This is a genomic window from Salinivibrio sp. IB872 (assembly GCF_001995345.1).
In the GTDB taxonomy this organism is placed as follows: domain Bacteria; phylum Pseudomonadota; class Gammaproteobacteria; order Enterobacterales; family Vibrionaceae; genus Salinivibrio; species Salinivibrio proteolyticus.
The window spans coordinates 13,813-40,084 of record NZ_MUFO01000018.1 but is presented as its reverse complement, the minus strand read 5'-3'; the positions used below and the strand labels follow the sequence as shown (position 1 = coordinate 40,084).

At 51.1% G+C, this 26,272-nt stretch carries 21 protein-coding genes; 11 read left to right on the top strand and 10 right to left on the bottom strand.

The window, feature by feature from the left end:
* Nucleotides 1-5: 5 nt before the first annotated feature.
* Together nlpI and pnp are read right to left on the bottom strand one after the other, a co-directional pair.
* Nucleotides 6-878, bottom strand: coding sequence for a lipoprotein NlpI (gene nlpI, locus BZJ18_RS09280; RefSeq protein WP_077456245.1), 873 nt, complete (start codon nt 876-878; stop codon nt 6-8).
* Between the two features lie 67 nt (nt 879-945).
* Nucleotides 946-3,081, bottom strand: coding sequence for a polyribonucleotide nucleotidyltransferase (gene pnp, locus BZJ18_RS09275; RefSeq protein ID WP_077456243.1), 2,136 nt, complete (start codon nt 3,079-3,081; stop codon nt 946-948).
* Between the two features lie 419 nt (nt 3,082-3,500).
* Here pnp and prfC point away from each other — a divergent pair, with 419 nt between their 5' ends.
* The 7 genes from prfC (at nt 3,501) to BZJ18_RS09240 (ending at nt 11,712) form a co-directional block, all read left to right on the top strand.
* Nucleotides 3,501-5,090 (top strand): peptide chain release factor 3, encoded by a 1,590-nt coding sequence (prfC, locus tag BZJ18_RS09270; protein ID WP_069589155.1) that lies wholly within the window; start codon nt 3,501-3,503, stop codon nt 5,088-5,090.
* Between the two features lie 283 nt (nt 5,091-5,373).
* Nucleotides 5,374-6,144 (top strand): TatD family hydrolase, encoded by a 771-nt coding sequence (locus BZJ18_RS09265; RefSeq protein WP_077456241.1) that lies wholly within the window; start codon nt 5,374-5,376, stop codon nt 6,142-6,144.
* A 210-nt stretch (nt 6,145-6,354) separates the two neighbouring features.
* On the top strand, nt 6,355-7,641 hold the full coding sequence (locus BZJ18_RS09260) for a NupC/NupG family nucleoside CNT transporter (protein WP_069589158.1): 1,287 nt from the start codon (nt 6,355-6,357) through the stop codon (nt 7,639-7,641).
* A gap of 112 nt (nt 7,642-7,753) precedes the next feature.
* A complete protein-coding gene (locus BZJ18_RS09255) occupies nt 7,754-7,924 on the top strand; it encodes a XapX domain-containing protein (RefSeq protein ID WP_069589159.1) in 171 nt (56 codons plus the stop codon).
* A 383-nt stretch (nt 7,925-8,307) separates the two neighbouring features.
* Nucleotides 8,308-9,084, top strand: a complete 777-nt coding sequence (deoC, locus tag BZJ18_RS09250) for a deoxyribose-phosphate aldolase (protein WP_077456239.1) — start codon at nt 8,308-8,310, stop codon at nt 9,082-9,084.
* A 64-nt stretch (nt 9,085-9,148) separates the two neighbouring features.
* A complete protein-coding gene (gene deoA, locus BZJ18_RS09245) occupies nt 9,149-10,480 on the top strand; it encodes a thymidine phosphorylase (RefSeq protein ID WP_077456237.1) in 1,332 nt (443 codons plus the stop codon).
* Between the two features lie 11 nt (nt 10,481-10,491).
* On the top strand, nt 10,492-11,712 hold the full coding sequence (locus BZJ18_RS09240) for a phosphopentomutase (RefSeq protein WP_077456235.1): 1,221 nt from the start codon (nt 10,492-10,494) through the stop codon (nt 11,710-11,712).
* An 88-nt stretch (nt 11,713-11,800) separates the two neighbouring features.
* Here the strand turns inward: BZJ18_RS09240 and BZJ18_RS09235 are convergent, their stop codons facing one another.
* A complete protein-coding gene (locus tag BZJ18_RS09235; protein WP_077456233.1) occupies nt 11,801-12,394 on the bottom strand; it encodes an AhpA/YtjB family protein in 594 nt (197 codons plus the stop codon).
* 130 nt (nt 12,395-12,524) lie between these two features.
* Here BZJ18_RS09235 and serB point away from each other — a divergent pair, with 130 nt between their 5' ends.
* The gene (gene serB / locus BZJ18_RS09230) at nt 12,525-13,496 is read left to right on the top strand and encodes a phosphoserine phosphatase (RefSeq protein ID WP_077456231.1); all 972 of its coding nucleotides are present in this window, start codon (nt 12,525-12,527) and stop codon (nt 13,494-13,496) included.
* On the opposite strand, the gene BZJ18_RS09225 is transcribed toward serB, so the two are convergent.
* Entirely contained in the window at nt 13,493-15,850 is a 2,358-nt protein-coding gene (locus BZJ18_RS09225) for a PilZ domain-containing protein (RefSeq protein ID WP_077456229.1), read from the bottom strand. The genes serB and BZJ18_RS09225 overlap by 4 nt on opposite strands.
* Before the next feature lie 123 nt (nt 15,851-15,973).
* Here BZJ18_RS09225 and radA point away from each other — a divergent pair, with 123 nt between their 5' ends.
* A complete protein-coding gene (gene radA / locus BZJ18_RS09220; RefSeq protein ID WP_069589170.1) occupies nt 15,974-17,350 on the top strand; it encodes a DNA repair protein RadA in 1,377 nt (458 codons plus the stop codon).
* A 72-nt stretch (nt 17,351-17,422) separates the two neighbouring features.
* Here the strand turns inward: radA and BZJ18_RS09215 are convergent, their stop codons facing one another.
* The 3 genes from BZJ18_RS09215 to ettA form a co-directional block, all read right to left on the bottom strand.
* A complete protein-coding gene (locus BZJ18_RS09215) occupies nt 17,423-18,427 on the bottom strand; it encodes a peptidoglycan DD-metalloendopeptidase family protein (RefSeq protein WP_069589171.1) in 1,005 nt (334 codons plus the stop codon).
* Between the two features lie 50 nt (nt 18,428-18,477).
* Nucleotides 18,478-18,858, bottom strand: coding sequence for a PilZ domain-containing protein (locus tag BZJ18_RS09210; protein ID WP_077456227.1), 381 nt, complete (start codon nt 18,856-18,858; stop codon nt 18,478-18,480).
* 215 nt (nt 18,859-19,073) lie between these two features.
* Complete coding sequence (gene ettA / locus BZJ18_RS09205; RefSeq protein ID WP_077456225.1) at nt 19,074-20,741, bottom strand: energy-dependent translational throttle protein EttA; 1,668 nt, start codon at nt 20,739-20,741, stop codon at nt 19,074-19,076.
* A gap of 158 nt (nt 20,742-20,899) precedes the next feature.
* Here ettA and sltY point away from each other — a divergent pair, with 158 nt between their 5' ends.
* Complete coding sequence (sltY, locus tag BZJ18_RS09200; protein WP_077456223.1) at nt 20,900-22,906, top strand: murein transglycosylase; 2,007 nt, start codon at nt 20,900-20,902, stop codon at nt 22,904-22,906.
* A gap of 41 nt (nt 22,907-22,947) precedes the next feature.
* Nucleotides 22,948-23,268 (top strand): trp operon repressor, encoded by a 321-nt coding sequence (gene trpR, locus BZJ18_RS09195; protein WP_069589177.1) that lies wholly within the window; start codon nt 22,948-22,950, stop codon nt 23,266-23,268.
* Between the two features lie 59 nt (nt 23,269-23,327).
* Here the strand turns inward: trpR and yjjX are convergent, their stop codons facing one another.
* From yjjX to BZJ18_RS09180, 3 genes are all read right to left on the bottom strand, one after another.
* Complete coding sequence (yjjX, locus tag BZJ18_RS09190; RefSeq protein WP_077456221.1) at nt 23,328-23,843, bottom strand: inosine/xanthosine triphosphatase; 516 nt, start codon at nt 23,841-23,843, stop codon at nt 23,328-23,330.
* The gene (locus BZJ18_RS09185; RefSeq protein WP_077456219.1) at nt 23,806-24,687 is read right to left on the bottom strand and encodes a sterol desaturase family protein; all 882 of its coding nucleotides are present in this window, start codon (nt 24,685-24,687) and stop codon (nt 23,806-23,808) included. The genes yjjX and BZJ18_RS09185 overlap by 38 nt, the downstream gene beginning before the upstream one ends.
* A gap of 220 nt (nt 24,688-24,907) precedes the next feature.
* A complete protein-coding gene (locus BZJ18_RS09180; protein WP_158011271.1) occupies nt 24,908-25,837 on the bottom strand; it encodes a sensor domain-containing diguanylate cyclase in 930 nt (309 codons plus the stop codon).
* Between the last annotated feature and the right edge of the window lie 435 nt (nt 25,838-26,272).

Here is a 26,272-nt window from a genome sequence, read left to right as displayed (position 1 = left end):
TTGCGCTATTCGTCGTTTGGCTGGGATTGATGATAGGCAATACGATTGAGCTCCAGTAGGGCATAGCGGTGTTCGACAAAGGCATACACATTGCCAGACATGGCCAACTTATACAGTGCAACTGCTTTGTCTTGATTGCCAAGGTGCTGATAGTGTTTGGCCAGATAAAAATAGGCTTCGCATAAACGCTCCGCCAGCACTTGGTTATCACTCGCTTGAGTGGCCAACTGCTCCAGCAACTCTCGCTCGCTCACCTTGCCCAAAAACATCCGCGCCAGTTGCCATCCCCAATCCAGTTGGTCGCTATGTTCTATCCGCTCGGCTAAATGTGTTTTGGCCGCGTCATCGCCTTTCCAATCGCGCTCCACCAAATACAGCCAAATCACACGATACGGATCGTCCACATCGTCTTGGTAATGGGTGAGAAGATCCTGATAGGCGAGGCGGTAGCGTCCACCATAGTAAAGCGCGATACCACGATTGCGCTCGGCATAAGTGTGGGTGTTATCTAGCTCTAAGGTAGAGTCAAACGCTTCATATGCGGCATCGTAGTGACCGGTTTGGGTGAAATAAACGCCCAAAATATTAAACACGTCGGGTTGATCCGGCTTTAATGAGAGTGACTGATTAAAATCGAGCTGTGCCAGATCACGCATTCCGAGGCTATCGTGCAGCAAGCCGCGCTCATAGTGGAGTTGGGCGCGTGCATCGTCGCTCAGATCGTCGCGAGCGAGTAGTTGGTCAATACGGGCAAGATGCACTTCCTGTTGCAACGTGGGTTGCAATGGCACGGCCATGGGCGGGAAAGTCCACTGACTGGAGCAGCCTGTGAGTAGTAAAAGGCCTGCAATGACCAGCGACTTCAAAAAAACGGTCATGACGGTGCGTCTCCATATAAAAAAAGGGGGCCACGGCCCCCTTTATAGCATGAATTACAATCAGACTCTAAGCGTCAGTTGCAGGTGCATCATCGGCAGGTGCAGCCTCAGTGGCTGCTTTATCCGAAGCCGCTTCTTTCATGCTTAGACGGATACGACCTTGGCGGTCGATCTCTAGCACTTTCACTTCGACTTCTTGGCCGATTTCGAGGAAGTCAGAGACTTTCTCAACGCGCTGATCTGCGATTTGCGAGATGTGTACCAGACCATCTTTACCACCGATCACAGACACGAACGCACCGAAATCAACGATACGCTGGACTTTACCCGTGTAGATGCGGCCCACTTCCACTTCAGCGGTCAAGGCTTCGATACGAGAAATCGCATCTTGTGCCGCCGCGCCGTCAGTTGCAGCAATTTTCACCGTACCGTCGTCATCGATTTCGATTGTGGTGCCGGTTTCTTCGGTTAGCTGACGGATCACCGCGCCACCTTTACCGATCACATCACGGATCTTATCTGGGTTGATGCTGATGGTGTGAATACGTGGAGCAAACTCAGAGATATCATCACGTGCTGAACCAATCGCTTGATCCATCACATCCAAGATATGCAGACGCGCACCTTTTGCTTGGTTCAGAGCGATTTGCATGATCTCTTTGGTGATACCTTCGATTTTGATGTCCATCTGCAGTGCAGTCACACCGTCATCGGTACCCGCGACTTTAAAGTCCATGTCGCCAAGGTGGTCTTCATCACCGAGGATGTCAGAAAGTACGACAAAATCGTCCCCTTCTTTAACCAGACCCATCGCGATACCCGCGACTGATTTTTTCACCGGTACACCGGCGTCCATCAGTGCCAGAGAGGTACCACATACCGACGCCATTGACGATGAGCCGTTTGACTCAGTGATCTCAGAGACCACACGGACGGTGTATGGGAATTCGTCTTGGCTTGGCATTACCGCAGCGATACCACGTTTCGCGAGACGGCCATGGCCGATTTCACGACGCTTTGGTGAACCGACAAAACCGGTTTCACCGACACAGTATGGAGGGAAGTTGTAGTGCAGCATAAAGCTGTCCTGACGCTCACCCATGATTGAGTCGATGATCTGTGCATCACGTTGGGTACCCAGTGTGGCGGTCACCAGCGCCTGCGTTTCACCACGCGTGAACAACGCGCTGCCGTGTGTGCGAGGTAGCACACCGGTACGTACGTCTAGCGCACGAACCATGTCTTTTTCGCGACCATCGATACGTGGTTCACCGGCAATGATGCGGCTACGCACGACTTTCTTCTCTAGATCGCCAAGCATATCGAGTACTTCACGCTCGTCGAGGGTCTCGTCTTGCTCAAGCAGAGCGGCAACCGCCTCTTGCTTCACGTTACCGACTTGCTCATAACGCGCCATTTTTTCAGTGATTTGGTACGCTTGTGCGAGTGGGCCTTGCGCCATTTCTGCAACACGCGCTTGCAGGGCGGCATTCACTTCTGGTGCTTGCCAATCCCACGCAGGGGTACCAACTTCCGCGGCGAACTCTTTGATAGCGTTGATAGCGACTTGTTGTTGGTCATGACCAAACATCACCGCTTGCAGCATTTGTTCTTCGCTTAGGCGATCGGCTTCAGATTCAACCATCAGCACCGCGCCTTCAGTACCGGCAACCACAAGGTCAAGACGGCTGTTGTCCAGCTCTGCTTCGCTTGGGTTCAATACCAGCTCATCGTTGATATAACCAACACGTGCTGCACCGATTGGGCCATTGAATGGGATACCAGAAATCGCCAGTGCCGCAGAGGTACCTAGCATGGCAACCACATCTGGGCTAACAGCTGGGTTTACCGATACTACGGTCGCAATCACTTGAACTTCGTTTTTGAACGAGTCAGGGAAAAGCGGACGAATAGGGCGGTCAATCAAACGTGCTGTCAGGGTTTCTGACTCTGAAGGACGACCTTCACGCTTGAAGAAACCGCCTGGGATTTTACCTGCTGCGTAAGTACGCTCTTGGTAGTTCACGGTCAGTGGGAAAAAGCCTTGGCCTTCTGCCGCTTCTTTTTTACCGACGACAGAGACGAATACTGAGGTATCGTCCATGCTTGCCATTACCGCACCGGTGGCTTGGCGAGCCATCACACCGGTTTCCAACGTCACGGTATGGTTGCCGTATTGGAATGTTTTTACGATTGGATTCACAGAATGTTTCCTTGTTGCTGAGGAGATAAATCATCCGATTTATCGAGCTAAATGTAAGCTTTCAGCTGTTCACCATCGCGACTAATGGCAACACACTGAGGGCTTGTCTCGCGGGCGGACGTGCAATGTGTTGTCAATAGCCGCGACCGGATGGTCGACTTCGTTGACTGTGTCACAACTGAAAGTGGCGCTAATTATACACGTGCTTCACCAATAACGACACCACGCTGCGTTCAATTGGCAACATTTGTGATGTGTTTGGCAAGCAATCTTGACCCTAACGAACACAGATAACAGTGCCAAGTCAGATTTGTGAATTGAAGCTGGCTACAAGATCAGCGAAAATACGTTCCCTTTGTGATTAACCCCCTCAGTTGGCGCCTGATTGCCGCCTGAATAAATCAAGAAGATAACTTGCTATGTCTAATACACCGCTGCAACAGGAAGTTGATAAACGACGCACCTTTGCGATTATCTCGCACCCGGATGCGGGTAAAACCACGATTACTGAAAAAGTCCTGCTATTCGGACGTGCGATTCAAACCGCCGGGACGGTCAAAGGGCGCGGCTCTAACCACCATGCAAAATCTGACTGGATGGATATGGAGAAAGAGCGGGGGATCTCCGTGACCACGTCGGTAATGCAATTCCCGTACAATGACTGTTTGGTCAACCTGCTTGATACCCCAGGGCACGAGGATTTCTCGGAAGATACTTATCGAACCCTCACCGCGGTTGACTCCTGTTTGATGGTGATTGACGCAGCAAAAGGTGTTGAGGATCGTACCCGTAAGTTGATGGAAGTTACGCGGTTGCGCGATACCCCGATTATTACCTTTATGAACAAATTGGACCGTGATATTCGCGATCCGATGGAGCTGCTGGATGAAGTAGAAAGTGAGCTCAATATTGCCTGTGCGCCAGTGTCATGGCCAATTGGTTGTGGTAAAGGGTTTAAAGGGGTGTATCACATTCATCGTGATGAAAGCATCTTGTATCAGTCTGGCCAAGGTCACACCATTCAAGAAGCTCGCATCATTAAAGGGTTGGACAACCCCGAATTGGATGAAGCAATTGGTGCTGATATTGCACAAGACTTACGTGATGAGCTCGAGCTGGTCATGGGCGCGTCGCATGAATTTGATCGCGAGCTGTTTCTCAGTGGCGACTTAACACCGGTCTTTTTTGGTACGGCACTGGGTAACTTTGGTGTCGATCATATGTTGGATGGGTTAACGGCTTGGGCGCCGAAACCGCTCTCTCGTCCGACGCCGGATCGTGTCGTTAATGCCGACGAAGAAAAATTCACCGGCTTCGTCTTTAAGATTCAGGCCAACATGGATCCCCGTCACCGTGACCGAATTGCCTTTGTTCGAGTGGTATCCGGTCAGTACCAGCAAGGTATGAAGTTAAAACATGTGCGCTTGGGCAAACAAATTAATATCTCTGACGCCGTGACCTTTATGGCGGGTGATCGCGCGCGAGCCGAAGATGCTTACGCCGGTGATATTATCGGTTTGCACAATCATGGCACTATCCAAATTGGGGACACCTTTACACAAGGCGAAGATCTTAAGTTTTCTGGGATCCCTAACTTTGCGCCTGAACTGTTCCGCCGCATTCGCTTGCGTGATCCTTTGCGTCAAAAGCAGCTGCTTAAAGGTCTGGTCCAGCTTTCGGAAGAAGGTGCGGTACAGGTCTTCCGTCCGCTACAATCGAACGATCTTATCGTTGGTGCGGTTGGTGTGCTGCAGTTTGATGTGGTGGTGGCACGCTTGAAAGCGGAATACAACGTTGATGCGATTTATGAGTCGATTAACGTGGCGACTGCACGTTGGGTCGAATGTGAGGATGAGAAAAAACTCGACGACTTCCAGCGTAAAAACCAAGCCAACCTCGCGCTGGATGGTGGTGACAATCTTACCTATATCGCACCGACCATGGTCAACCTCAACCTGACCCAAGAGCGCTTCCCGGACATTCAATTGCGGGCAACGCGTGAGCACTAAGTAAGCGGGTTGATGCCAAAGGCATCGCACTCATGTAGGGGAGCAGGTTCGTTCCCTGCGGGTGAGGCTCCCTGCGGATGAGGGGCAAACCTTCTATAATGCCGTCTTTATAGGGCGGCATTTTACTTTAAGAGGATAGTGATGAAGATAGCTTTGGCCATCAAAAGGTGGGTAGCGCGTTATGATGCATGGTGCCAACGCATGGGGCTCATTCCTGAGAACCGACGCAGTTGCGTGCCGGTAAAACGCGAATCACATACTCAGATAAATCGCACTGACAAGCATGATTGATACCCATTGTCATTTTGATTTTCCTCCGTTTAACCAAGCGCCCGCGCAATATTGGCAAGCGGCACGTGAGGTGGGCGTCACGCGGATGATAGTGCCCAGCGTGAGTGAACAAAACTGGCAGGCGGTGTTAGCGTTGACAGAGCGCTTTGCTGGCATCTATGCCGGGCTTGGGCTGCATCCTTGTTTTGTCGACACGCACACTGACTCGAGTCTTGCCGCATTAGAAGACGCGCTGGTATCACGGCCGCTATCTTGCGTGGCGGTAGGCGAAGCGGGTTTAGACTATTTTGTCGCGAATAGCGCAGAGATGAAGCAGCGCCAGCACGCCTTACTGGAAGGGCAGTTATGGCTGGCTCGCCGTTATGACTTACCCATTATTTTGCACAGTCGCCAATCCCATAACCAATTATTGCGTGTGCTTAAAGCGTATCCGGGGGTACGCGGCGTGCTTCATGCCTTTAGTGGTAGCGCACAGCAAGGCAAGCAGTTTATCGATGCGGGTTTGATGTTGGGAGTAGGTGGAACCATTACCTATTCGCGCGCCAATAAGACCCGTCAAGCGATTCAACATTTACCTCTTTCACATCTGTTACTGGAAACCGATGCGCCGGATATGCCTTTGGCAGGATTTCAAGGAAAAGCCAATACCCCAGCACAGGTTTCTCGGGTGGCAGACGCTCTCTGTGAGTTAAAAGACTGTGATGAAGATCGTCTACTGACTGAAACATCAGGCAATGCTGAGCGATTGTTTAGTCTTAAATAAGCCGCTATCGTCTAAAGCCAAACGTTTGCACTCGTATAAGCTCACAAAAGTAGATCAAAGTCATACTTGTTGATGCATTGCAGAATAGTTTTACAGCGAACTGTGATTGGAATATTACTTTAATGTGACTTGCATGCGTATAATCCCTCCCCGGAAACCAAATTCCACTTTGTCGAGACGCCAATTTTTATTTTTGAGGATGCCAAAACTATGAGCCTGCTGATGAGCGTGGTAGGGATGATGGTGCTGCTGGGGATTGCAGTCCTTCTCTCCGATAACCGCAAAGCGATTAACCTCCGTACCGTGGGTGGCGCATTCGCTATCCAACTCTTTTTCGGTGCTTTCGTACTGTATGTCGACGTGGGTCGTGACATCTTGTACGGTGCATCACAATACGTTGCCAACGTCATCGCCTATGGTGATGAAGGGATCAGCTTTATCTTCGGTGGGCTGGTTTCTGGCAAAATGTTTGAACTGTTCGGCGGTGGCGGTTTCGTCTTCGCGCTGAAAGTTCTGCCTGTCATCGTCTTCTTCTCATCACTGATCAGCGTACTTTACTACCTAGGTATCATGCAGGTTGTGATCAATGTACTGGGTGGTGGCCTACAAAAAGCACTGGGTACATCACGTGCCGAGTCCATGTCAGCAACCGCTAACATCTTTGTGGGTCAAACTGAAGCGCCATTGGTGATTCGCCCATTCGTACCGCGTATGACCCAATCTGAGCTGTTTGCCGTTATGTGTGGTGGTCTTGCCTCTGTCGCTGGTGGTGTACTGGCCGGTTATGCGTCAATGGGCGTGCCACTTGAGTACCTCATCGCGGCATCCTTTATGGCGGCACCGGGTGGTCTTCTGTTTGCGAAAATCATCAAGCCTGAAACAGAAGAGCCTGTCGAGCAAATGGCAGATGCAACTGCTGAAGGTGTTGATAAGCCAGCGAACGTGATTGACGCGGCTGCAGCGGGTGCATCATCAGGTATGCAACTGGCGCTAAACGTGGGCGCGATGCTACTAGCATTCATCGGCTTGATTGCACTGATTAACGGCATGCTAGGCGGCATCGGTGGCTGGTTCGGTTATCCAGACATCACGCTTGAGCTCATTCTAGGTTATGTTTTCGCTCCGCTTGCCTTCTTGATTGGTGTGCCATGGGAAGAAGCCATCGTTGCCGGTTCTTTCATCGGCCAGAAACTGGTTGTGAACGAATTCGTTGCTTACTTGAACTTCACCCAGTATCTAGGTGAAAACGGTCAGTTAGTCGCGCAAACAGGTGCACTGATGACGCAGAAAACACAAGCGATCATTTCATTCGCATTGTGTGGCTTTGCAAACTTGTCATCTGTCGCCATCCTGCTGGGTGGTCTGGGTGGCCTTGCGCCAAACCGTCGTCCAGACATTGCACGCTTTGGTATGAAAGCTGTTGCGGCAGGTACGCTATCTAACCTGATGTCTGCAACCATTGCTGGTCTGTTCCTAACCTTGACCATGATGGGTTAATTCCTCCAACCATGTGTCATCAAAAACGCCACACAGGAGACTGTGTGGCGTTTTTATTTGTGATGACCATACTTAGTTAGTGCGATATCTATCAACAAAATAAGGAAATACTATGCAGGAAGTCTTACTGGCGCTTGTGGCGGGTTTTTTGGTCGGGGTGTTATTCAGTGCGATTAAACTCCCTATCCCTGCGCCACCGGTTTTATCAGGAATAATGGGAATTGTCGGTGTCTATTTGGGAGGCGTTGGTTACCAGTGGGTGGTGGAGCGTTTCTTTTCTTAATCGGCTAAATATTCACCATGTTTGCGATTGGTGCTGGTGGGCAACAGTGTGTATTTCAACAGAAACGGTAAAATCTAGTTTTGCTTGGATGGCGTTGGTAAAATAAGTGAACACCGTCATAGTTTGAGGGTGCCACAATCCCTTATTTTCCTCTTATGGTTAGCAACAAGGTGTGGCTAGCCCCAATCTAGAACGTCCAACGGCGGAATACGCAAACACATCACGTTTGCACGCGGCAACAAGGATGGTTGGTTGAAGGCGGCGAGATGTCCAGCCTCAAACTTCAAGGAGCCAAGTCCGCTGAACGGCAACCTGCTAATAGGTTGTTTACACAGTGGCCAACCCATAACTGTTTGGCAAAAGAATGAGGACTGGAGATACCCATGAACGAATTACAAACCGCAGCCCTACGCGCACTGAAATTAATGGATCTAACCACACTGAATGATGATGACACGGATGAAAAAGTGATCGCTTTGTGTCAGAACGCGAAATCACCAGTTGGTAACACGGCTGCGATCTGCATCTATCCACGTTTCATTCCGGTGGCAAAAAAAGCGCTGCGTGAGCAAGGCACCCCTGAGGTGCGCATCGCCACCGTTACTAACTTCCCTCACGGCAATGATGATATCGATATTGCCGTGGCTGAAACCAAGGCGGCCGTTGCCTATGGCGCCGATGAAGTTGACGTTGTTTTCCCCTATCGTGCATTGATGGCGGGTAACGAAGAGATCGGTTTTGAACTGGTCAAACAATGCAAAGCTGCCTGTGGCGATCAAGCGCTGCTAAAAGTCATCATCGAAAGCGGTGAACTGAAAACAGATGTGCTTATCAAGCGTGCGTCTGAAATCTCAATTGATGCGGGCGCTGACTTTATCAAAACCTCGACCGGTAAAGTGGCGGTGAATGCCACGCCAGAAGCGGCAGAAATTATGCTGAACGTGATTAAAGACAAAGGTGTCGCGGATAAAGTGGGCTTTAAGCCAGCCGGTGGCGTACGCACTGCTGAGGATGCGCAGCAATACCTCGCGATGGCGGATCGTATCTTGGGCGAGAGCTGGGCAGACAGCCGTCACTATCGCTTTGGCGCCTCAAGCTTGTTAGCGAACTTATTACATACGCTGGGTGAAGGTGAAAAAGCAGCGCAAGGCGGCTACTAATCCTTAGTGATGAGATTCGCAGGGCAAGTGACTGCTTGTCCTGTCTTGCCGGTAAGGAGGATGGATGATCTTACCTCAGGAAATTATTCGTAAGAAACGTGACAACATCGCGTTAAGCAAAGAAGAAATCTATACATTTATCCAAGGGGTGGCCGACGAATCGGTCTCAGAGGGGCAAATTGCCGCCTTTGCGATGGCGATTTACTTCAACGACATGACCATGGATGAGCGTGTTGCTCTGACGTGTGCAATGCGCGACTCGGGAATGACCATCGATTGGTCACATATGAATTTTGATGGTCCCGTGGTGGATAAACATTCGACCGGTGGTGTCGGTGATGTGACCTCATTAATGCTTGGCCCTATGGTAGCAGCATGTGGCGGTTATGTGCCCATGATTTCCGGCCGAGGTCTAGGACACACGGGGGGAACGCTAGATAAACTGGAATCGATTCCCGGCTATAACATCATGCCGAGTAACCAAGTGTTTGGTGATGTCACACGCGATGCTGGCGTTGCGATTATCGGGCAAACCGGCTCTTTGGCGCCAGCGGATAAACGCGTTTATGCGACCCGCGATGTCACGGCAACCGTGGACAACATTTCTCTGATCACCGCTTCTATCTTGTCGAAAAAACTGGCGGCAGGGTTAGATGCATTGGTGATGGATGTCAAAGTGGGGTCGGGGGCATTTATGCCCACGTATGAAGATTCCGAGGCGCTTGCCAAATCGATTGTGGCGGTTGCCAATGGCGCAGGTACGAAAACGAGCGCTTTGTTAACCGATATGAACCAAGTATTGGCATCCTCTGCCGGCAATGCGCTAGAAGTCAAAGAAGCGGTTGATTTTCTGACCGGTCGATACCGCAATCCACGCTTGTACAATGTCACTATGGCACTGTGTGCGGATATGCTGGTGATTAGCGGGCTTGCAGACGATGTGAACAGCGCAAAACAGAAACTGGATGAAGCACTAGACAGTGGCCGTGCGGCTGAGTGCTTTGCCAAAATGGTGGCTGGACTGGGTGGTCCGCGTGACTTTGTCGAGTCGCCGGAGCGCTATCTTTCTACCGCCGCTATCATTAAGCCAGTCTGCGCGACGGATTCAGGTATAGTCAGTGCCATGGATACCCGAGCATTGGGCATGGCTATGGTAGAAATAGGTGGCGGCCGTCGGGTTGCTAGCGATAAAATTGATTATGCCGTTGGGCTGAACGAAATGATTCGTCTGGGGCAACACGTGGACGGGCAAACACCGCTCGCCATGCTCCATGCTCAAACTGAAGAGCAATGGCAACAAGCGGCGAATGCGGTGCGAGCCGCAGTAAAAGTGGCTGATACGGCGCCAAGTACGACGCCAGACGTTTACCGTCGCATCAGCCTAGAAGACGTCTAACGGAGGCGATCATGAAACGCGCAATAGTATTAGTTTTAGATTCATTTGGTATTGGTGCCACTGAAGACGCAGTTAAATTCGGTGACCAAGGTGCTAATACCTTGGGCCACATTGCTCAAGCGTGTGCCAAAGGCGAAGCGGATAATGCCGACCGCAGCGGCCCGCTTTCATTGCCAAACCTCACCAAATTAGGTCTAGGTAAGGCATGTGAAGAATCATCGGGTTACTTCCCTGAAGGGCTAGATGCCAACGCAGAGATCATCGGTGCCTATGCGCACGCGAAAGAGTTGTCATCTGGCAAAGATACCCCGTCTGGTCACTGGGAAATTGCCGGTGTCCCCGTGCTATTTGATTGGGGTTACTTCACTGAACAGACCAATAGCTTCCCGCAAGCGCTGCTAGATCGTATTGTCGAGCGTGCCAAGCTGCCGGGCTATTTGGGTAACTGTCATGCGTCAGGAACCCAAGTGCTGGACGATTTGGGCGAAGAGCACATGAAAACCGGTAAGCCGATTTTCTACACCTCTGCAGATTCTGTGTTCCAAATCGCGTGTCACGAGGAAACCTACGGCCTCGATAACCTGTACGAGCTTTGCCAAATCGTGCGTGAAGAGCTGGAAGACTACAACATTGGTCGTGTGATTGCGCGTCCATTTGTGGGCCCAGGCAAAGGCCAATTTGAGCGTACGGGTAACCGTCGTGATTTGTCAGTTGAGCCACCATCGGCCACGGTATTGCAAAAAATCGTGGACGAGAAAGGCGGTGACGTGATTTCGATTGGTAAGATTGCCGACATCTACGCCCATTGCGGGATCACCAAAAAGATCAAAGCGACTGGCCTTGAAGCGCTGTTTGACGCGACCAAAGACGCGATCAAAGACGCGGGTGATAACAGCTTAGTCTTTACCAACTTTGTTGATTTTGACTCTGCATATGGTCACCGCCGTAATGTGGCTGGTTACGCTGCGGCCTTGGAATACTTCGATGCGCGTTTGCCAGAAATCATGGCCATGCTGGAAGAAGATGATGTCTTGATCCTTACCGCAGACCACGGCTGTGATCCGACTTGGCCGGGCACTGACCATACTCGTGAGCACATTCCTGCTCTGGTTTATGGCAGCAAGGTACCTGCGGGGTCATTAGGTCGCCGTGAAACCTTTGCCGATATTGGCCAATCACTGGCGGCTTATTTTGGCACGTCGCCGATGGACTATGGACAATCCTTCCTGTAAGGATAAAGGATTCATGCATCAAAGAGATGGCTTTGGCCATCTCTTTTTTTATGAGTGAGGTTTGAGGCGCGTACGTCGCTGAGTTGGGTTACCAAGGAAGCAATGAGGTTTGGCTGTCGCGACGCTTAAGCATGCCAACCAGCAATGCTCCCAACAGAATCGCAAGTACTAGCAGGGTGCGAAACTGATTCATGTTCTCTTGCAATTGGTGATGGGCTTTTTCTGTGACCGCCTGATGTTCTAGCGTGAGACGGAGAAAGCCTGCTACATCGCCCTCTCGGCTAATGGGGGCCATGAGTTGCTGACGGCCGCGGCTTTCTAACCCAAGCGGTGTGGTCAATCCAACCGCCGTTTCGAGCGGCAGTGCATTAGCCGAGTGCACCACGGCCTGGCCGTTTAGGCGGTAGAAACTCGCATCGCGGATCAGAGGCTCTTTGATCAAGGCATCGGCCATAGTTTGTAATGGCTGATAGTTCTTATCCACCAAGGCGTCGTAGGCTTGTGCGCCAATCTGACGGGTTATCAGTTGTGCCAGTTCATCCGTTTGTTGGTAGAGCGCTTGATATTGGCGCTGGCTTAATGTCGTGCTGTAAAGCATCAACGCCGCAATTGCAGCGATCGCACTGAACAAGATCCCCCATTTCACCACGCGTCGCAGTGCTTGTCGCGAAACCGTAAACATAGCCACCTCATAAGCTAAATCGCCAGAATAAATTGCACTGGAGCTCAGTGCTGGTTTTATGGTATCACAGCCTCAATACGATTCATTCACTATTCAATCGACGGCTTCGGCCGCAAGGACGCCTACAACCATGGACGCGACGCCTTTTAAAATTTACCGCACCCCAACGCTTTATCAACGTTTCCCATCGTTGTCGACCTACAGTCGCTATACCCGACGTCAAGGTGGATGGGTGCTCTTTGGTGAGCTGTTAGATCCGCGCCAGCTTGATGATATTGCTTTTTTTACTGGCGAAGCGGTGACACCGATTGATGGCTGGCGGGTAGGGCCTTATGAAGTCTTATTAATGGCGGGGCCATTAACCGATGCGCATCAAACCATTGTCCATTTGCTTGGCCTAGATTGTGCGGACGTGCACGGTCTGCCAGATCTCAGTCAGCCGGGTCTTGCGGTATTCGATATGGATTCAACCGCGATTCAAATCGAATGTATTGATGAAATAGCTGCGTTAGCGGGGGTTGGGGATGCGGTCTCCGCGGTGACAGAACGTGCCATGCTGGGTGAATTAGACTTTGAAGCCAGTTTGCGCGAGCGTGTTGCCGCGTTGAAAGGCGCGGACAGCCAAATCCTAGCGTCAGTGAAATCTACGTTGCCTTTGATGCCAGATATGGCGCGTTTAGTCGCCAGTTTGCGTGCGCATGGCTGGAAGGTGGCAATTGCCTCTGGTGGCTTTACCTATTTCTCTGATCACCTTAAAGACACGCTGTCATTGGATTATGCCGAGTCCAACCAACTCTCGATAGCGCAAGGAAAGCTAACGGGGGAAGTGGAAGGGCGCGTGGTCGACGCGCAGCGGAAGGCAGACGTGCTGACGATGCTGGCACAACAATATGATATCGCAGCAGAAAATACCCTTGCGGTCGGGGATGGTGCCAACGATTTACCCATGATGAACGCCGCCGGGCTTGGTGTTGCTTACCATGCTAAGCCGATGGTCAACGCCCAAGCGCAAGCGGCGGTGAAACACACTTGGTTAGGCGGTGTGCTTTGTATCCTGTCGGCAAGCTTGCGCGAGGGACGTATCAGTTGGCAGACCCGCTAACAGCCGAGGCGCATCAGCACCTCATCGGTGACATCGACCAGCTCGCCATACGCGCACAGTGCGGCAAACTCATCCTCAAGCTGGCGTGCTTTATGGGTATCGCGTTGTAACAATGCCGCGAGTTTTTCGGGATTGATTTCTTGTTCCGCATGAGCAAGCGGCGCCATGCGGTTGCGCAGTACGGCAAATAGACCACCGCGCTGAGCCAGCTCAATAAACTTGCGGCGGGCATCGTCGGACTCAAACTCGCTATCCGCGAAGGTATGCACTCTGCGTACGATTTCATCTTGCATGTCCATCCAGACATAGTATTCGCGGATCAGTTCTTTTTGCGGTTGAGAGGGACGAGAAACCTCATGCGTGCGCGTATGAATTTTGTCGCCAAACAAGGGGTAGAAGGAAATCTGCCGCCCTCCACCGGCGCGCTCCAGTAATCGGTGCAACCGGCTCGGTGGTAGGTTAATGCCGACCGCGGATACCGAGAGTACGCCATTGTCTCGGCGTATAAAGTAAGGTTGCACGGTGAGTCGGGTCAGCAATAGTTGGTGCATGGCTCGCACCAGTGGCGGATCGGGTAAGATCTCATCTAACACGGTGAGTTTTTCTTGGTTGTGCTCAATCAAACGGCGTAAGTATTGGCGCCGGCGGGTATTCGGGGCCTCGTTGACCAGCTTTAGCTGGATATTATTCCGTTTAGGGCTGACTCGGATAACCTGATACGGTATATCTACCAAGGGCGCGCGGCGGTCGATCTTCACAAAGGCATCGAGAGAGACAGAGATCAGATCGTCTTTTGCCCCTTGAAAGGGTTGCTTGAGTGCGACATTCAGTCCACCCGAGGAAAAATCCAACAGGGCACCTTCCATAAATCCCTGTTCAGCATGCACCAAAGAGACCTTAGAGCGGTATTGATAACGTGGCTCACGGCGCTGCGGCTGCATATCGGAGGAAATTAAGCTGGCTTGGCTCACAGGATTACGCTCATGTAAAAAGCGGCGCAGTGCTTGGCTTGAGCGTTCGGGTTTCGGATGACTTAAGTAGGCCTGCTGCGCATCATGATGTGTTACATCCTGTACCAGCGCCAYGTGCGTCAATGTCTTCAATTTGTTGAGCCAGTCTGGCGATACATCCTGCAGTCGTTCGATATCGGCAGCCGTGATGGCCGACATGGTCACTTTAAATGCCCGCCAAGATGCCCGCTTAGCCCCTAATTTCCAAAACAGCTGGCGCTCTTCCACACTCATCTCACTAGGAGAGGCCGAGTAGAAAAAGCGACGTTTATTTTTTTCAACATAAAAACAGTAAAGCAGTAGCTGGCTATTGGCCGCCCCTTCGACTTGTAATAATGAAAGGCGTTGTGGGTCGAAAAGGTGATTGATCACAGGCTGGTTGCGTTCATCATGCCAGTAATCCCAAAGGCTGTGGTTTTGTCGCGTTTTAAGCACGTACGCCATTTTATCTTGCGCAAAATAGAGCGGCAGTACGCTGGTATGATGCAAAAATGACTGCTCATAGCTTTGCAGCTTGAGGGTCAGCAGTTTATCTTCCCCGTCTTGTTTCCCGCGAAAGTCTGGCGATGCCATCTCTGACTCCAATGCCCGTTTGATGGCGTCACTGCTGGTATCAAGACGCAGGCGTAACCAAGCATTGCTCGTACTATCATTGTTTTGGTCCACACCAATAATGCGGTAGCTCAAGCCATCTTCAAGATCAGGGTCGAGATACTTCTTTGCTAACGCCGCAAACCGGACAGTGACTTCTGAGCTTGGCGGGTAGTCAAAGGCGGCGGGGACGCGCACGCGGCAGCCTRAGTTTGATAAGTCGCTGGTGGTCCCGTGAACTTCCTGACCCGACTGCAAGGTGATCAAGACTTGCGTAGCATAGTGAATGCGACTTTCGCTGCGTGATAGATAGCTGCCAAAGGTCAGCTTCTCGGGTAATAACGCCGTTTGGGCACTGTCGGTGACTGGGCCTTGCCCTTTTTGCTGGTTCTGCTTGGCTTTCTCGTGTTGGACGCGAAAGTTATTTGGGGTGTTATGTAGATCTTCCCATAACCCTTGGGTCAGTTGTCCATTATAAAGTGGCAAGCGCTCGTAGTAATAGTTAATGGCGACGTCGTCCAACCAATGCTTCTTGCCATGCAAGTCATATTCGTGACATTCGCCATCGACTTTCCCGCGCAAATCAATGGTGCGATTACACGGCGCCATCAGCCGCCTGATCTCCATTTTGATCAGCAGCTTGGCAGAGTTCGGCTCGTTAGCTGTTAGCTTGTCGAGCAGCACCTCAAATTTTGGGGTTTGGGAAAGAGGAAGCAGTTGCTCAATCAGTCCCTGGTAATCATCCTGCTTCATGGCAAAGTCTGTTAAAGTATTGGCCTGCTTTTGTAGCGGCACGCTATCAAAAAAGTTTGGGAATAATTAATAAGATAGCAATCATTTTGTGAATTAGCTGACATCATACGTATTGGAGTGCGAATGGCAAAAACAAAACGGGCCTACGTGTGTAATGACTGTGGCGCTGATTTTCCCCGCTGGCAAGGGCAATGCTCAGCGTGCGGTGCGTGGAATACCATCACTGAAGTACGCCTTGCCGCGTCCCCTCAAGTCGCGCGCAACGAAAAATATGCCGGCTACGCGGGGAGTGCGGAAGGTAAAGTACAGACGTTGCAAGAGATTGACTTGCAAGAAGTGCCACGCCTGAGCAGTGGTTTTAAAGAGCTAGACCGTGTCCTAGGTGGTGGGATTGTGCCTGGCGCGGCCATTTTGATTGGGGGCAACCCGGGCGCCGGTAAAAGTACTTTGCTATTGCAAACCATGGTGGGCTTAGCGCAGCACTTACCGACGCTATACATCACTGGTGAAGAGTCACTCCAACAGGTTGCGATGCGTGCTGACCGACTTGGGCTTCCCAAAGATAAACTCAAGCTGTTGTCCGAAACCAGCGTAGAAACCATTTGTCAGGTCGCTAAGAAAGAGCAACCTAAAATCATGGTTATCGACTCCATTCAAGTCATGCATGTCGGTGATGTGCAATCGGCACCGGGTAGCGTGTCTCAAGTACGCGAGTCAGCCGCCGCCTTAACGCGCTACGCGAAACAGCACAATGTGGCGATATTTATGGTTGGCCATGTGACCAAAGACGGCACCTTGGCTGGGCCGAAAGTGCTCGAGCACTGTATTGACTGTTCGATTCTACTCGATGGATCAAGTGACAGTCGCTTTAGAACCTTACGCAGCCACAAAAACCGCTTTGGGGCGGTAAATGAATTGGGTGTGTTCGCGATGACCGGGCAAGGGCTGAAAGAAGTCAGCAACCCTTCGGCGATTTTCCTTTCCCGTGGTGAAGAACAGACGTCGGGAAGTTCGGTGATGGTGGTATGGGAAGGGACCCGTCCTTTGTTGGTAGAGCTACAAGCACTGGTCGACTATTCGCAGTTAGCCAATCCTCGTCGTGTCGCGGTGGGTTTAGAACAAAACCGACTGGCGTTATTGTTGGCGGTGTTGCACAAACATGGCGGGCTGCAAATGTCGGATCAAGACGTGTTCGTCAATGTGGTGGGTGGCGTCAAAGTGACTGAAACCAGTGCCGACCTCGCTTTGTTGTTGGCGCTGATCTCTAGTTTCCGCGATCGGCCTTTACCCCGTGATTTGGTGGTCTTTGGTGAAGTTGGCTTGGCCGGTGAAATTCGCCCTGTGCCGAGTGGTCAAGAGCGCTTGATGGAAGCGGCGAAACACGGCTTTAAAAAAGCGGTCGTCCCGAAAGCGAATATGCCAAAGCAGCCGCTTGAGGGCATGCAAGTCTTTGGGGTAAGCAAGCTGTCTGATGCGTTGGATGTGTTAGAAGACCTCTAACCGCAGTGATAAACAACAAAGCTCACGTGTCTCGCTGCGCAGGCGCCGATCTCTGTGAGCTTTGTTGAGTGACTACATCGAGACGTTGGTAGGTGTCACGTCTAAATCCGCCTCGCGCTGTTGCGCGGTACTTAGCGGTGGCTCGGGGTCGGGCATATTGGCGACCTGAACCTGAGTTTCTACCAAGTTTTCTACTACCGAAACTAAATGGCCCCAACCCACACGTTTTTCTTTTTCCAGCAAGGTATCAAAGTTCTCAGCGCTCCATTTAATAAAGCGGCGCGGGTCCAGCGCGCGTCCCAAAAAACGGACTTCATAGTGTAAGTGAGGGCCTGTCGATAACCCTGTGTTGCCGGACCAAGCAATCAGGTCGCCTTTTTTCACGAACTGACCACTGCGCACATTGAACTTATCGAGGTGTGCGTACAAGGTCATAAAGCCGAAAGCATGGTCGATTTTGACAAAGTTGCCATAGCCTTTTTTGCGACTCGGGCGTACGTATTCCACCACGCCATCTGCAGGTGCATAAACAGGCGTGCCCTTGTCTGCGGTCAAATCTAATCCCATATGAAATTTGGCTTTGCCGGTGACTGGATGTGTGCGTGAACCAAATCCGGATGAGCGCCGATAACTTTCAATCGGTTTGCCGTTGGGAATGAGCTGCAACATGGTGTACCGCACTGCAGAGTTAATGGCCGCGACGTCTAAACGGTGAGTGAGTGAGGCGTCTTTAGCGACCGAGTTTAACCCCAGCATATCCTCGACGGTCACCACGCGTTGCGTGAGTGCAGTGAGCTCAACGTCTTTATTTTCAATGGTTGCGGTTAACTCATCCCGTTTTTGTTGCAGGACCGCTAGTTCCGCATTCAGCGCAGCCCGTTCATCCCGCAAACGTTCCACGGCGGCTTCGGCCTCTGTTGAGCGTGCAGAGAGAAAGTACAAGCTGGCAAAGGTGACGGTGAGCAGTGCGAGCAACACAAGCGCGAGCGTCTGCACCACCTTTTTACGAGTGGGGCAGAGGGTGAAGTGCTTCACGCCATTGGGGTGCGTGACGGCGATATGAATGTGATCTGTCATGACTGGCTACTGCTGGCCTGCATTAAATACCGTCCATGACCGCGCGGGCACTAAGCTTGTGGCTCCGCTATATGGTCAGTCAGTTGTGCGAGCTCGCGATGGAGAAGTTCATCGTTGCCGACGTTAAGTTCAACGAGCCTTTTTAAATGACTGGCACTATCAATGTCAATGTGATCGATATAAAGATGTAAGTAATTCGCGCAGTTGTTCACGAGAATGCACTCCATGTCTAATTCTATCTCTGAATCATGGAGAAAAAAGACCAAGTCGAACTCTTTACGCTCAGGGTCAGATTCCCAATTGTTGGGCAAACTGAGTAGCACGCCTTTTAGGGATAAATCGAGTACGTGTGCGTGCCATTCACGACCATCCTGTTTGAGTATCGCGGGAGCACGATACATCACGCGGGAATATTTTCTACGCTCTGACATGACAGCATCTCCTCTAGATATCTGTTTTCAGTGTAGGCAATGGGGTGCAGATGGCACGGGAATTAGACGTTTTGTCTCACTTTTGCAACGTTTGGTTACCTTTATTGCGCTATGTACCGGAGACAATACGGTTTAGGACGCATAAAAAGCCCCGCTGGGGGCTGAGGCAGTAGAATGCTACCTCAACCCGTCCAGCAGGGCCTGTCGTGCGGCGATTACTTCGCGACGCGCTTGTACTTGATGCGGTGCGGCTCAGCGGCTTGCGCCCCTAAGGTTTTCTTCAACCAATCGGTGTATTCAGCAAAGTTACCTTCGAAGAAGTTCACTTGGCCTTCGTCACGATAGTCAAGAATATGGGTTGCAATACGGTCTAAGAACCAGCGGTCGTGCGAGATCACCATGGCACAGCCTGGGAATTCAAGCAGAGCTTCTTCGAGTGCACGCAAGGTTTCTACGTCAAGGTCGTTAGTCGGTTCGTCGAGAAGGAGCACGTTGCCGCCTGCTTTAAGCAGCTTGGCAAGGTGGACACGGTTACGCTCACCACCGGAAAGCTCACCGATGCGTTTTTGCTGATCGCTCCCTTTAAAGTTGAAACGTGACACATAGGCGCGCGCTGGCAACTCAAAGTTGTTAATGCGAATGATGTCCGCTCCTTCTGAGATCTCGTCGTAGACAGTGTTATTGTCATCCATGCTGTCACGGAACTGATCCACCGATGCCAATTGGACGGTGTCACCCACTTCCACGGTGCCTGAGTCTGGTTGCTCAGTGCCACTTAGCATCTTAAACAGCGTCGATTTACCTGCACCGTTTGGACCGATAATACCGACGATGGCCCCTTTAGGCACACTGAACGATAAATCGTCAATCAAGACACGATCCCCAAAGGATTTGGTGAGGTTGTTCACCTCAATGACCTTGTCGCCTAAGCGTGGACCCGGCGGGATAAACAGCTCATTGGTCTCGTTACGGCGTTGATAATCCGACGTATTAAGCTCTTCGAAACGCGCCATACGCGCTTTAGATTTGGCCTGACGTCCTTTTGGATTCTGACGCACCCACTCGAGCTCTTTCTCGATGGTTTTTTGACGTGCTTTTTCTTGTGACGCTTCTTGCTTCAAGCGAACGTCTTTCTGTTCCAGCCAGGAGGTATAGTTACCTTCCCAAGGAATACCTTCACCACGGTCAAGCTCCAGAATCCAGCCAGCAGCGTTATCCAAGAAGTAGCGGTCGTGGGTAATCGCCACCACAGTACCGGTGTAATCGACCAAGAAGCGCTCAAGCCATGCAACAGATTCGGCATCCAAGTGGTTGGTTGGCTCATCAAGAAGCAGCATATCTGGTTTCTCAAGGAGCAAGCGACAAATGGCAACACGACGGCGCTCACCACCCGAAAGGTGCTTAATTTGTGCATCCCACTCAGGGAGGCGCAAGGCGTCAGCGGCACGTTCAAGGGCGTTGTCGAGGTTGTGACCGTCTTTCGCTTGGATCAAGGCTTCCAGTTCGCCTTGTTCTTGCGCCAAGGCGTCAAAATCTGCATCTGGATCAGCGTAAGCCGCGTAAACCGCATCGAGTCGGTTCAACGCGTCTTTAACATCGGCAACCGCTTCTTCGACGGTTTCACGAACCGTTTTGTCTTCGTCCAATACCGGTTCTTGGGGCAGATAACCCACTTTTAAGCCTGGTTGCGCACGGGCTTCACCCTCAATGTCGGTATCGATACCGGCCATGATGCGCAATAGGGTCGATTTACCCGCACCGTTTAGACCCAACACACCGATCTTGGCGCCGGGGAAGAAACATAGAGAAATATCTTTCAGAATTTGGCGCTTAGGTGGCACGATCTTGCTCACCCGCGACATGGTATATACGTACTCAGCCATTTCTGCTCGCGTTAATAGTTGTGGAGTGAAAGACGCTATTCTAACGTTAACTTTGCCAAGTTTAACAGTGATCGTCATATTCAGGCGTTAACATCGAGGGAATTTGCCTGCCAGGCTGTTGTCTACTCGATGTTAGGAACACAGGAGCAACCGTTGACATGGAATTACTCACTGCCTTCTCCCGGCCATATGGCGCAGCGTATCGTCTCGCTGTCGCCTGTGTCCGTGCCTTCTCGCGCCCTTTAGTGTCAGGCGTATTAGTGACATCCAGCTTTGCCGCGCCGGCGGTGTTGGCCTCAGCTACCCCCGACGGCACCGAATTAACGCCGCAACAGCGCCAATATGAAGCCGCAATCGACGCCATCGAGCGTGGTGACCTCAAGCGCTTTCGCACCTTAAAGGGCCAGCTTCGCGATTATCCGCTTTATCCCTATTTGGACTATCGTGACTTTACTCGCAATTTGTCATTAAAGTCGCACAAGTCGGTCACTAACTTTATCAACCGCTACAATTCGTTGCCTTTTGTAAACAGTTTGCGGGCCGACTATTTGACCTTGCTTGCCGACCGAGGGGAATGGAAAACCTTGGTGGCTTTTCAGACCGAAGTCCCGCGTGGTGAGCGTTATCAGTGCCAGTATTATTACGCCCACAGTCAGGCTGGTAACCGCGCATTGGCGCGCAGTGGGGCGAAATCGCTTTATCTCTCGGGTCAGTCGGTAGACAGCGCTTGCGATCCCTTATTCGGTTTTTTATCTGAGCAAAAACTCTTAACCGGAGAGCTGATCTTACAGCGGATGCTATTAACCTTTGAAGCACGTAATCGCAGCCTGATGCGGTATTTAAATCGCCAATTACCGGCGTCTTATCAGCCACAAGGCGAGCAGGTACTGGCGCTTTATGATGAGCCTGAGAAGGTGGCTGATTTTTCCAAGCGCAGTCAGGTGACGCCTTTTAACCAAAAGCTAACCCGACTGGCATTTGAACGCTTGTCGCGTAAAGACGAAGCGCAAGCCATTCGTCAGTTTCGTCGTACGGTTGAAGGGCAACATTATGATAAGCGTGAACGCCAAGAAATTGCCGATTACCTGATCAGCCAATTGATGAACGATGACGATCCTGCTCTTGCGGGGTGGCGTGATCGCATGCTTCGCAATACCCGCAACGATGGCTTGATTGAGCGACGCTTCCGGTTGGCGTTATTGGACGATGATTGGCACGCGCTTAATGCGTGGCTGTCGCTGCTCAGTGATAGCGAGAAGCAATCGTTGAAGTGGCGCTATTGGGATGCGCGCATTCAGCTCGAGTTAGGGGATAGTGAGCAAGCTAATCGTGCCTTCGCCAGCATGGTGGGAGAGCGCAACTTCTACAGTGTCGCTGCGGCGCAGCATTTGGATCAAGCTATTCATATTCCTTCCCGATCAGCGGTACTCAAAGAAGAAGGGCTGATGCCAGTGAAAGATGTGTTAGCGCGAGTGGATGAGCTGATTGCGCTGAACAAAATCTATGCCGCGAAACGTGAATGGTATTACGTCCTCAACCGTGCCAGTGACGCGCAAATTGCGTTATTGGCGGCATACGCCAGTAAAAATCACTGGTATCACTTGGCGGTGCAGGCAACGATCGCCGGAAAAATGTGGGATCACTTATCGTTGCGTTTCCCGCTTGCCCATCAGTGGTGGTTTGAGTTTTTCAGCCGTGAGCGAGGGGTGGATAAAACCACGTTAATGGCGTTGTCTCGGCAAGAGAGTGCCTTCTTTACTCACGCGGTGTCTCATGTTGGCGCGCGGGGCTTAATGCAGCTCATGCCGCGGACGGCGCGAGAAACATCGCGGGAGCTTGGCTATGACTACGAAGGGCCGGCGAGTTTAAGCGATCCTGGGGTGAACATTCGTCTTGGCAGTGGCTATCTAAAAATGATGCTGGATCGCTTTGAAAGTAATCGCATCTTAGCTTTTGCTGCCTATAATGCTGGCCCGCATCGGGTGTCACGTTGGTTGGAGCGATCGCAAGGTCATATGGATGCGATTGCCTTTATCGAGTCGATCCCGTTTTATGAGACCCGTCATTATGTGCAAAATGTGCTGATGTTTGAAATTTATTACCGTCAGCTATTGGGGGAGCCGGTTCAATTTTTACGGGCCAACGAGTTAGCGAAACGTTATTAATGGTACACTTGCCGCACTGACGTTAACCGTGAGAGGAAACCATGTCGCAATCACCTGCATTTTCAGGGTGGCAAGATGTTATCGCTTTAGTGCGTCGTGCCGGACAAGATGGCCATGATGATGCGTTGCTGACGGCGCTACTGACGCCAGATGAGCGTGATACCTTGGTCGCGAGGATCAATATTTTACACGAGCTATTGGAAGGTAAAATGAGCCAGCGCCAACTGAGTCAGTTGCTGGGGGTTGGCATCGCTACCGTGACGCGCGGATCCAATGAGCTCAAGCGCCTTGATGATGACAGTAAAGCGTGGCTGGCGCGTTTACTCAAAAGCGAAGCAGAGCAGAAAGCGCACACCGACTAGCGGAAACGCCACAGTTTTATTGATAACGGAGCCTTCTGGCTCCGTTTTTTCTTGGCTTATCAGCGGTAAAGATGAGGATGTAGAAACGGAATCAAGGCTAAGATAAGTGCCTGATGGTAAACGCTTGAGCGCGTTAAGCGATGCCCAGTGAGCATACCAATCGCACCGCCTTTTTGCTTCACGTTCTGCTCGCTGAACATACGATCCATCACATCCCCCAGCTCCTCGCCATGGTGTAATGCGCGCAGTGCCTCTGGCGGAAGCGGTAGAGAGGCTGAGCGCGCTTCACCGCGTGTCGTCCCATCGTCGATCACCATCCACGCAAAGGTATGCTGGTGGTCTAGTCCGGCTTCTACCCCGACGTAAAAATCCCCTTCGTATTTTGCTTTGGCATGCTGAACACGGTTGCAGGCACCGGCATAGGTTTCTTTCTCTGTCATGGGTTGGTCTGGCACGTCGCTGGGGACCGCGACACCGGTAAACGTAAAGGGCTGTTCAGGAAAAACATCACGAAAGGCAGCTTCAACGGCGGCGATTTTAGCGGGGTTTTTGGATGTGACGATGACTTGGCTCATGCGCCTGCGTCTCCTTGTTATTTTGATAGGCGCGCTGAAGTATACGCCAACGCAAAGGTAAACGCAGCATCCCCAAAATATGACTGGCGTCAGTGGCTTGGCTGACTTCGGCTAAGCCGATACGCATCCCGTGATGGCCTTTACGCGGTTGCGGCACATAGGTACCAAACCAGCGGTCCCAGCAAGACAGATTAAAACCATAGTTGGCATTGCACTCATGAAAACGGGTCGAGTGGTGCACCCGGTGCATATCGGGGGTAACGATAACGCGCCGTAACCATGCATCTACCTGTTTGGGCAAGGCGACATTACTGTGATTAAACATGGCCATGCCGCTTAGCAAGGTCTCAAAAAGGATCACTCCCATCACAGGCGCACCGAGTATCATGACAACTAAACATTTAATCAGCATGGAAAGCCAAATTTCTACGGTATGAAAACGTGCTCCCGTGGTGACATCAATGTCCATGTCCGCGTGGTGGACAAGATGTAAACGCCATAGCCAAGGCCATTGATGAAATAGCTTGTGTTGATACCAAATGGCCAAATCCATCAGCAACAGTGTCAGTATTATCGCGAATACCTCGGGTAGAGCGAGGACATTGAACACGCCCACATGATGGGCTTGAGCCCAAGCCGCAGTACCGACCGCCGTTAGCGGGGCAAACAAGCGTAATGTTAGGGTGTTAAACACCGTCAAACTAATATTGCCACGCCAGCGCTCTCGCCGTGTTCTGGTGAGGGGGCGCTTGGGCCTACGCCACTCAGCGAGTAGCATCACCGCCAGCACGGCGACAAACACACTCAGCCGGAAGATGGCCTCGTTCGTTTCAATCCAACTCATAAAGGCTCCTTAGGGTTGATTTATGATACGTGATAACGGCATCACTCGCCCACAGGCGGGGGTTGGATGAAGTCGCATTTGGGATCTAGGCTGTCAAAATGACAATGTAGCGAAAGGAGAGGCTGATGATCCCAAGTTTACATGGTGTTTACTTGGCGGGACGTTCGATAGGATCTGGACACCGCGAGCGGCAATGCGACAGTAGTAAACGATTGGCAGCTTATGGGAGATCCACGCATACCTGATTGCGGCCACGCTGTTTGGCGGTATACATTGCTCGGTCCGCGCGCGCAACCACCTCATCCAGTGAATGATGGTCCGCTTCTGTGAAGCTAATGCCTGCGCTGACGCTAACCTGATGGCGAGTGGCATGCCACAAGAACCCTTCTTGGTAAACATGATGGCAAAGGGTGTTGGCCAGCTGGAGCACGTCCTGGCGTGTACAGTCCGGTATGATAATAACAAACTCTTCGCCTCCCCAACGGGCACAGCATGCTTTCGACGGTGAAAACTGCTTAAGTTGGCTTGCGATCTGGACTAACAACCGGTCCCCCGCAATATGCCCTAAGCTATCGTTGACCTGCTTAAATCGGTCAATATCTAACACAATAGTGCCGAGTGCAGTGCGATGACTATATTGCTTAAACCATTCTGTTAGACCGCGCCGGTTTGCTAGCTGGGTCAGACTATCAGTCAGAGAGGCGTGCGTCGTCTCATCGAGTGAAGTCTTGAGTTGATGGATATCTCGAAATACAACGATGTGCCAATCTGGGTTTGGCGTGACATCGACTTGTGCCGTGACCGCATACCAACGCTGCTCTCCATTGGCATGGGTGATTAATGCCGGAAGTTCAACGGTACGTTCACCGCGTGCTTGCGCCTCGTGCACGGCTCGATGCCACTGGTTAATGACATCTTGCCGATAGGTAGGATCCGGATAGGCTTTTTCAAACCATTGGTAGATGTCTGGCATACTATCTAGGGTATAGCCGAGTTCTTGTCGGAAGGCTTGATTAAAGAAAATATGGACGCGATTGTTATTGCCAATTTCATCAGTCACAATCCCTTCCGATATCAATAAGGGCAATGGCACGATATCCAGCGCATCAAAAAAGTACTGTTTAAACTCATCAAGTGACGCTTTACTCAAGGTATCCGCCTTACTATTCCCATTAATATCCGCTTGCTTTATTGATTTTCCTATCATTAATGAGTGTAGATGATTTACCCGTCTTCGACGTCATCTCTCCCTCGTCGATGGGGCAATGACTCTTTGGGTTGCGGGCTGAGAAAGGGGGGACACGGCGAATAGCCGATTTGTCGGAGTGCGTCGAGGTGAAGCGTTTACATCATTTCTTAAATAATTCTGTGATAATTCCCTTAAAATAAAAAAGTATACCTTATTACTTTTTTATATTGCCTGTTTTGTCGCAATATTTGATTTTTTACGTGAATTAAATGTTAACAAATGCGGGGTGTGGTCAGTTTTTTAGATGATTTTTGTTTAAAAGCTAGGCACAAGATCACATCTTCTTTAATTGCTTGTTTATCATTAGGTTATTTATTTTTACTAATGATGGGTCTC